Raw genomic sequence first — 263 nt, forward strand, 5'->3', positions numbered from 1 at the left:
TTTTATTTTCGTTATAAGCAGTCGGATCAAGGCTACTTTCAACTTGAGCAATCGCCCTTAATAAATCTGCTGACACATTATAATATTGTCCAGCCTCATCAAAACAAAAAGCGGACGCTTGAAAGGGAACTAGGAAAACAAAGATCATTTTAAATTTCATAACACAACCACAATAAATGCAGAAACTCAAAGCAGTTTACCATGAGGAGCGGTGCGACGAGTAGAGAATGCGCTCACGAAGTGAGTAAGAAGCACGATAGCAG

Annotated in this window: 1 protein-coding gene; it reads right to left on the reverse strand. The window is 39.5% G+C overall.

The genetic code is table 11. From position 1 onward, the window contains the following. Nucleotides 1-160 (reverse strand): transglycosylase SLT domain-containing protein (locus AACR11_RS07520; RefSeq protein WP_323128388.1); only part of this gene is annotated, 160 nt, incomplete at its 3' end. Between the last annotated feature and the right edge of the window lie 103 nt (nucleotides 161-263).

The organism is Vibrio sp. L85, assembly GCF_963871815.1.
Classification (GTDB): Bacteria; Pseudomonadota; Gammaproteobacteria; order Enterobacterales; family Vibrionaceae; genus Vibrio; species Vibrio harveyi.